We start from the raw sequence: 6,750 nt of genomic DNA on the forward strand, positions 1-6,750 counted from the left end.
ATTACGAACCGACTGTCCATTAGCATCGTTCTTCTTTCGTGGAGCATCGTCATGGCTGGCATGATGATCGCTTCATCGTTCGGACGGCAGTCGATGCTGCTATGGAAAATTCCTGCTGTTGAAATCGGATTAGGTGTGTCCGCTTTTCTTTTTGGTTGGCTGCTTTACTCGATTTTTCGTTCGGGAAAGTTTTAGCGTTTGTTGCACAATGTTAAAAAGGGCTAAACCATTTTCTGTCTCATAGAAGGATTTTTCTTTCTCGATCGCGAAACAAGTACTGCAAAACCAAAGAGGGAAGGAGAGAACCCGATGCCCATTGTCAACCCAAGCCGGGAAGAAATCGGCGACATTTTGCGCAAGGCGAAGCGGATTGCCGTTGTCGGCTTGTCCAACAATCCCGAGCGCGAGTCGTATATGGTGGCGAAGGCGATGAAAGACGCCGGATACGAAATCATTCCGGTTAATCCGATGATCGAGGAATGGGAAGGCATTCCAGCGGTCGACAAACTGACGGATATCGAAGGACATGTCGATATCGTCGATGTGTTTCGCCGTTCCGAACATTTACCGGAGCTCGCCCGCGAGTTTGTGCAAATCGATGCGGACGTATTTTGGGCGCAACTTGGCGTCGTCAATGAAGAAGCATACGCGTTTTTAAAGGAAAAAGGCTATACGGTGATTATGGATCGCTGCATTAAAGTAGAACACGCGCTCACGAAACGCCCGTAACAGGCAAAGCGCGCCATTGACGAAACGGCCATCTTCTCTAAGATGGTCCTTTCGTTTTTCAGGCGCCGTTGTCCGATTTTGTCAAGCGGTGTCAAAAGACAATGGACAGCTGGTCATTTTATGATACAATAAAACAGAAACAGATGTTCTTGTTTTGGCAGAAAGGGGTGGGCTTGTGGCAAAGCAAGCGATACATGACTATAACGAAGATGCCATTCAAGTGTTAGAAGGGCTTGAGGCGGTGAGGAAGCGGCCGGGGATGTACATCGGCAGCACCGACAGCCGCGGGTTGCATCATCTTGTTTATGAAATCGTCGACAACTCGGTCGATGAAGCGTTGGCCGGATATGGAAATTACATTTTGGTGCAAATACATAAAGACAACAGCATCACCGTCCTTGATGAAGGGCGCGGCATGCCGGTTGGGATGCATAAACTTGGCAAGCCGACGCCGGAGGTCATTTTGACGGTGCTCCATGCCGGGGGCAAGTTCGGCCAGGGTGGCTATAAAACGAGCGGCGGCCTGCACGGGGTCGGGGCGTCTGTTGTCAACGCTTTGTCGGAATGGCTCGTCGTCACGATCCACCGCGATGGCTTCATGTACCGCCAACGGTTTGAGCATGGCGGCAGGCCGGTGACAACGCTTGAAAAAATCGGGACGACGGACAAAACCGGGACGATCATTCACTTTAAGCCGGATCCGACGATTTTCAGCACAACGGTGTTCAATTACGAAACCTTGAGCGAACGGCTGCGCGAGTCGGCGTTTTTGTTAAAAGGGCTGAAAATTGAGCTCGTTGACGAACGGACCGGCATGCGGGAGGTGTTCCATTACGAAAACGGGATTGAAGCGTTTGTGGCCTATTTGAATGAGGAGAAAGATGTGCTCCACCCGGTTGTGTATTTTTCTGGTGAGCAAAACGGCATTGAGGTCGAGTTTGCGTTTCAGTTCCATGATGGTTACTCGGAAAACGTCTTGTCATTTGTCAACAACGTGCGCACAAAAGACGGCGGGACGCATGAAGCCGGGGCGAAAACGGCGATGACGCGCGTCTTTAACGAATACGCCCGCCGCGTCGGCTTGCTTAAGGAAAAGGATAAAAATTTAGAAGGAACGGATATTCGCGAAGGGCTGTCGGCGATCGTCTCGGTGCGCATCCCGGAGCATTTGCTTCAGTTTGAAGGGCAGACGAAAGGCAAGCTCGGGACGAGCGAGGCGCGTTCAGCCGTCGATGCGGTTGTTTCCGAGCAATTGACGTACTTTTTGCAAGAAAATCCGGACGTGAGCACGATGCTCATCAAAAAAGCGATCCGGGCGTACCAAGCGCGCGAAGCGGCCCGCAAAGCGCGCGAAGAGGCGAGAAGCGGCAAAAAGCGGAAAGGGAAAGAGGCGCTCTTAAGCGGCAAGCTGACGCCGGCGCAAGGGCGCAATCCGCAAAAAAACGAGCTGTATTTGGTCGAAGGCGATTCGGCGGGCGGTTCGGCGAAACAAGGGCGCGACCGCCGCTTCCAGGCGGTCCTTCCGCTGCGCGGGAAAGTCATCAACACGGAAAAGGCGAAGCTTGGCGATATTTTGAAAAACGAGGAAATCAATACGATCATCCACGCCATCGGCGGCGGCGTCGGCGCTGATTTTTCGCTCGATGATGTCAACTACGACAAAGTGATCATTATGACCGACGCCGACACGGACGGCGCCCATATTCAAGTGCTGCTTTTGACGTTTTTTTACCGCTACATGCGTCCGCTCATTGAAGCGGGAAAAGTGTACATCGCCTTGCCGCCGCTTTATAAAATCAGCAAAAAAAGCGGCAAAAAGGAAGTCATCGAATACGCATGGACGGATGAGCAATTGCGGGAAATCACGAAACGAATGGGCCGCGGCTATACGATTCAGCGCTACAAAGGGCTTGGCGAAATGAACGCCGATCAATTGTGGGAAACGACGATGAATCCGGAAACGCGCACGTTGATCCGCGTGCGCATTGAAGATGCGGCTCGCGCCGAGCGGCGGGTGACGACACTGATGGGCGATAAAGTCGAGCCGCGCCGCAAATGGATTGAAACGCATGTTGCCTTTGGGCTTGAGGAAGAGCCAGGGTGGATCGGCTGATGGCGGTGCGAAAAGACGCCGCCATGATTGCGCCGATGTCTTGTAGGAAAGGAGAGGTATGATGGCAGAGCGATTGTTGGAATTGCCGTTAGAAGACGTGCTTGGCGACCGCTTCGGCCGCTACAGCAAATACATCATCCAAGACCGGGCGCTGCCCGATGCGCGCGACGGGCTGAAGCCCGTGCAGCGCCGCATTTTGTATGCGATGTACATCGATGGCAACACGGCCGATAAACCGTTTCGTAAGGCGGCGAAAACGGTTGGGAACGTGATCGGCAATTTTCATCCGCATGGCGACTCGTCAGTGTACGAGGCGATGGTGCGGATGAGCCAAGAGTGGAAGCTGCGCAACGTGCTGATTGAAATGCATGGCAACAATGGCAGCCTCGACGGCGACCCGCCGGCGGCGATGCGCTACACGGAAGCGCGCTTGTCGGCGATCGCCGCTGAGTTATTGCGCGACATTGACAAGCAAACGGTCGCGTTTGTGCCGAACTTTGACGATACGACGGAGGAGCCGACCGTCTTGCCGGCGATGTTTCCGAACTTGTTGGTGAATGGCTCGACCGGGATTTCGGCCGGCTATGCGACCGACATTCCGCCGCATGCGCTCGGCGAGGTGATCGATGCTGTCCTGATGCGGATTGACCGGCCGGATTGCACGGTTGAGGAGCTGATGACCGTCCTTCCCGGCCCTGATTTTCCGACCGGCGGCATCATCCAGGGGAAAGACGGCATCCGCAAGGCGTATGAGACCGGCCGCGGGAAAATCATCATCCGCGCCAAAGCCGCCATCGAGCAGGCGAGAGGCGGGAAAAAGCAGATTGTCATCACGGAGTTGCCGTATGAAGTGAACAAGGCGAATTTGGTGAAAAAAATTGACGAGCTTCGTTTGGACAAAAAGCTCGACGGCATTGCTGACGTCCGCGATGAAACGGACCGGAACGGGCTGTCGATCGTCATCGAGCTGAAAAAAGACGCCGATGCCGAGGCGATCCTTAACTATTTATACAAAAACACCGATTTGCAAGTGCCATACAGCTTCAACATGGTGGCGATCCATGAACGCCGGCCGAAGCTGATGAGCTTGCCGGAGCTGTTGGATGCCTACATCGTCCACCGGAAGGACGTCGTCACGAACCGTTCGCATTTTGAGCTCAAAAAAGCGAACGAGCGGAAGCATATTGTCGACGGGTTGATCAAAGCGCTCTCGATTTTGGATGAGGTGATCGCGACGATTCGGGCGTCGAGTGACAAGCGCGATGCGAAAGATCGGCTGATGGCAGGCTACGGGTTCACCGAGGCGCAAGCGGAAGCGATCGTGACGCTTCAGCTTTACCGGCTGACAAACACCGATATCGCCGCGCTTCGGCAGGAAGCGGAAGAACTCGACAAAACGATCGCCGAGCTGAGCGCGGTGTTGGCCGATGAGAACAAGCTGTTGTCGGTCATTAAAAAAGAATTGAAGGCCATGAAAAAGCAATATGCTGACGAGCGGCGGACGGCGATTGAAGAGGAGATCGAAGAGCTGAAAGTGAACGTTGAAGCGCTCATTCCGGCTGAAGATGTGATCGTGACCGTGACAAAGGAAGGATACGTGAAACGAACGAGCTACCGTTCGTACAGCGCATCGAACGGTCAGGACATCGGCATGAAGGAGACCGACCGTCTGCTCGCCCAGCTCGAGATGAATACGACCGATGTGCTCTTGCTGTTCACCCGCCGCGGCTATTATTTGTATTGCCCGGTTCATACGCTGCCGGACATCCGCTGGAAAGAGGTCGGCCAGCATATTTCAAGCTTGATTCCGCTGGAACGCGACGATGAGCTCATCGCCGCTGTCCCTGTTTCCTCGTTTGAGACGGACGAACAGCTCGTCTTCGTCACGAGGCAAGGGATGGTGAAACGGACCGAGCTTTCCCAATACCAAGTGCAGCGCTACACGCGCCCGCTTGTTGCGGTCCATGTGAAAGACGATGATGAGGTCGCCGCCGTCTATGCGACGGACGGCCGCGGCCTCCTTTGGCTGGCGACGCATGATGGCTATGCACTTTTGTTTGCCGAAGAAGAAATCAGCCTAGTCGGCGTGCGCGCTGCTGGGGTGAAAGGGATTCAACTAAAAGAAGGAGACTTTGTCGCCGCCGCCTGCCCGCTTCGCCCTGAAGACCGCGGTTTTCTCGTTGTCGCGACGCAGCGCGGGGCGGTGAAAAAAATGGCGCTAGGCGAGTTTGAGCCATCCTCGCGCGCCAAGCGGGGTGTGCGAATCGTGCGCGAAGTGAAATCAAACCCGCACTGCGTGGCCGGAGCGGTTTTGGTCGGCGAGAGCGAGGGGACGGTCGGGCTGCGGACGGAAAAAGGGGCGACGGAGATGGTGGAGACTGCGTCGCTTCGCTTGTCGGACCGCTACGCCACTGGCTCGTTTGTCATCGATACGGATGAAGCGGGAGCAGTGGTGGACGTCTGGAAAGAACCGGCGAAGGGGATTGGCAAAGGAGAAGAAGGATGAGGGCGGACCGTTCGGATGTGCCTGCCGGTCGGCGCGCGTTGTTTGAGGGCGGAAAACCGCGGGCGAAAGCCCCACGCTTTCAAACCAACGCTTGTTTGCCGCCAAGCCCATGTTGGAGATTGATCAACAAAATAGGGAACGAAAAAGGGCGCTCCTTTTCATGGAGCCCCTTTTTCGATTGCGGCCTTTCCATTCGGGAATTACCAAAACTTCCACCATTTGTTCGTCCGGGAGCGGCCGGCGTTGGTGTTGGCTGCTGTTTGCCGAAAGGAAAGCACCAGTTCCCGGAAAGCTTTTTCCCGCTCGATAATGCGCTGTTCGAGCTGTTTTCGCTCCTGTTCTTGCCTTGCTTTTTCTTCGTGACAAAAGGCGACGACCGTTTCCAAATGTTCGTGCAGCTGCTCGGTTTTTTGCTGCCACGCTTCTTGGTAGTCTTGAAGGGAGCGGCGCACGGTTTCCGCCGCAGCGCTCGTCTGCTCGCCGAGGTGGTCGAGTTGCCCTTTGACCTCCCTCATCGCCTGTTGGATGGTGTCGGCTGCCTCGCGCTTGACGGCGTCGACAAGCTCGTCTTTTACGCGGGCGACGAGCTGTTCTGCTATGTACGGGGCCCCATGGCGCAACAAACGGGGCACGTCAATAATTTCCCCTTCCATCACATCGGGTTCCACCGGAGCAGGTGGATCGGCGGGCCGCCCGTTCATCTGGGTGATGAGATCCGCGATTTCGCGCGGATGGCGGCCTTCCTCGAGCAACATACGGATTTGACGAAATCGATGGATCAGCTCGTCGGTATAAATGCGCGCCCCTTGGCTGGTGCGGGGAACGGTGATCCATTGAGTGAATTGCTTTTCCCACTGTTTCAAGTCGCGGGCGGTCGTCCCGATTTTTTTCGCTGCTTCGCGGAGTGTATAGGTTTTCATCGCATTTCCTCATCCTTTCTCGTCTTTTGGCATTGATTTGCGTTATGTTTTATTTTCCTACTCGGTCATTGATTTTCCTGCCGCTTGACAAAACATGACAAAAGAAGTGGAAGTTAGCAAAAAAACAACAACTATTGTCGAAAAATGAAGGTGGTCATCGAAAGATGTTGACAAACAAGGCGGGGGCTGGAATGCGCTCTTTTGGTGCAACCACGATCAGCCGCGCATCGTGTCGCGCTATGGCGATGACGGGACGTATTGGAAAGAATCAGCCAAAATGTTGGCGACGACTACCAAGGCGAAGAAATCGGCATGACGGATCCGAAATTCACCGATATCCGCGATTACCGCGACGTCGAGTCGCTCAATATGTACCGGATTTTGCTTGAACAAGGCAAAAGTGAGCAAGAAGTGATGGAAATGGTGATTCTTATATTTGTCGATTTTGCGCGCCGGAAATGACGGCGGCGGCCTGGGCCGCG

General features: G+C 54.5%; 4 protein-coding genes and 2 pseudogenes. 5 read left to right on the forward strand and 1 reads right to left on the reverse strand.

The genetic code is table 11. The features are described from left to right. The 4 genes and pseudogenes from IKE44_RS13310 to parC form a co-directional block, all read left to right on the forward strand. A pseudogene (locus tag IKE44_RS13310) lies at positions 1-195 on the forward strand (ABC transporter); the annotation flags it as partial. 114 nt (positions 196-309) lie between these two features. After that, positions 310-729 (forward strand): CoA-binding protein, encoded by a 420-nt coding sequence (locus IKE44_RS13315; protein WP_033010909.1) that lies wholly within the window; start codon positions 310-312, stop codon positions 727-729. 175 nt (positions 730-904) lie between these two features. Then, positions 905-2,842 (forward strand): DNA topoisomerase IV subunit B, encoded by a 1,938-nt coding sequence (gene parE / locus IKE44_RS13320; RefSeq protein ID WP_033014105.1) that lies wholly within the window; start codon positions 905-907, stop codon positions 2,840-2,842. A gap of 61 nt (positions 2,843-2,903) precedes the next feature. Next, positions 2,904-5,348 carry a DNA topoisomerase IV subunit A gene (gene parC / locus IKE44_RS13325; protein WP_033014106.1) on the forward strand — a complete coding sequence of 815 codons (2,445 nt, stop codon included), beginning with the start codon at positions 2,904-2,906 and terminating at the stop codon, positions 5,346-5,348. Between the two features lie 200 nt (positions 5,349-5,548). Here the strand turns inward: parC and IKE44_RS13330 are convergent, their stop codons facing one another. Beyond that, positions 5,549-6,268: a MerR family transcriptional regulator gene (locus IKE44_RS13330; protein ID WP_033014107.1), complete on the reverse strand. Its 720-nt coding sequence runs from the start codon at positions 6,266-6,268 to the stop codon at positions 5,549-5,551. 175 nt (positions 6,269-6,443) lie between these two features. On the opposite strand from IKE44_RS13330, the pseudogene IKE44_RS13335 reads away from it, so the two are divergent. Continuing rightward, positions 6,444-6,694, forward strand: a pseudogene (locus IKE44_RS13335) (alpha-amylase family glycosyl hydrolase); the annotation flags it as partial. Positions 6,695-6,750 lie beyond the last annotated feature (56 nt).

Source organism: Geobacillus sp., from assembly GCF_017515625.1.
Lineage (GTDB): Bacteria > Bacillota > Bacilli > Bacillales > Anoxybacillaceae > Geobacillus > Geobacillus stearothermophilus.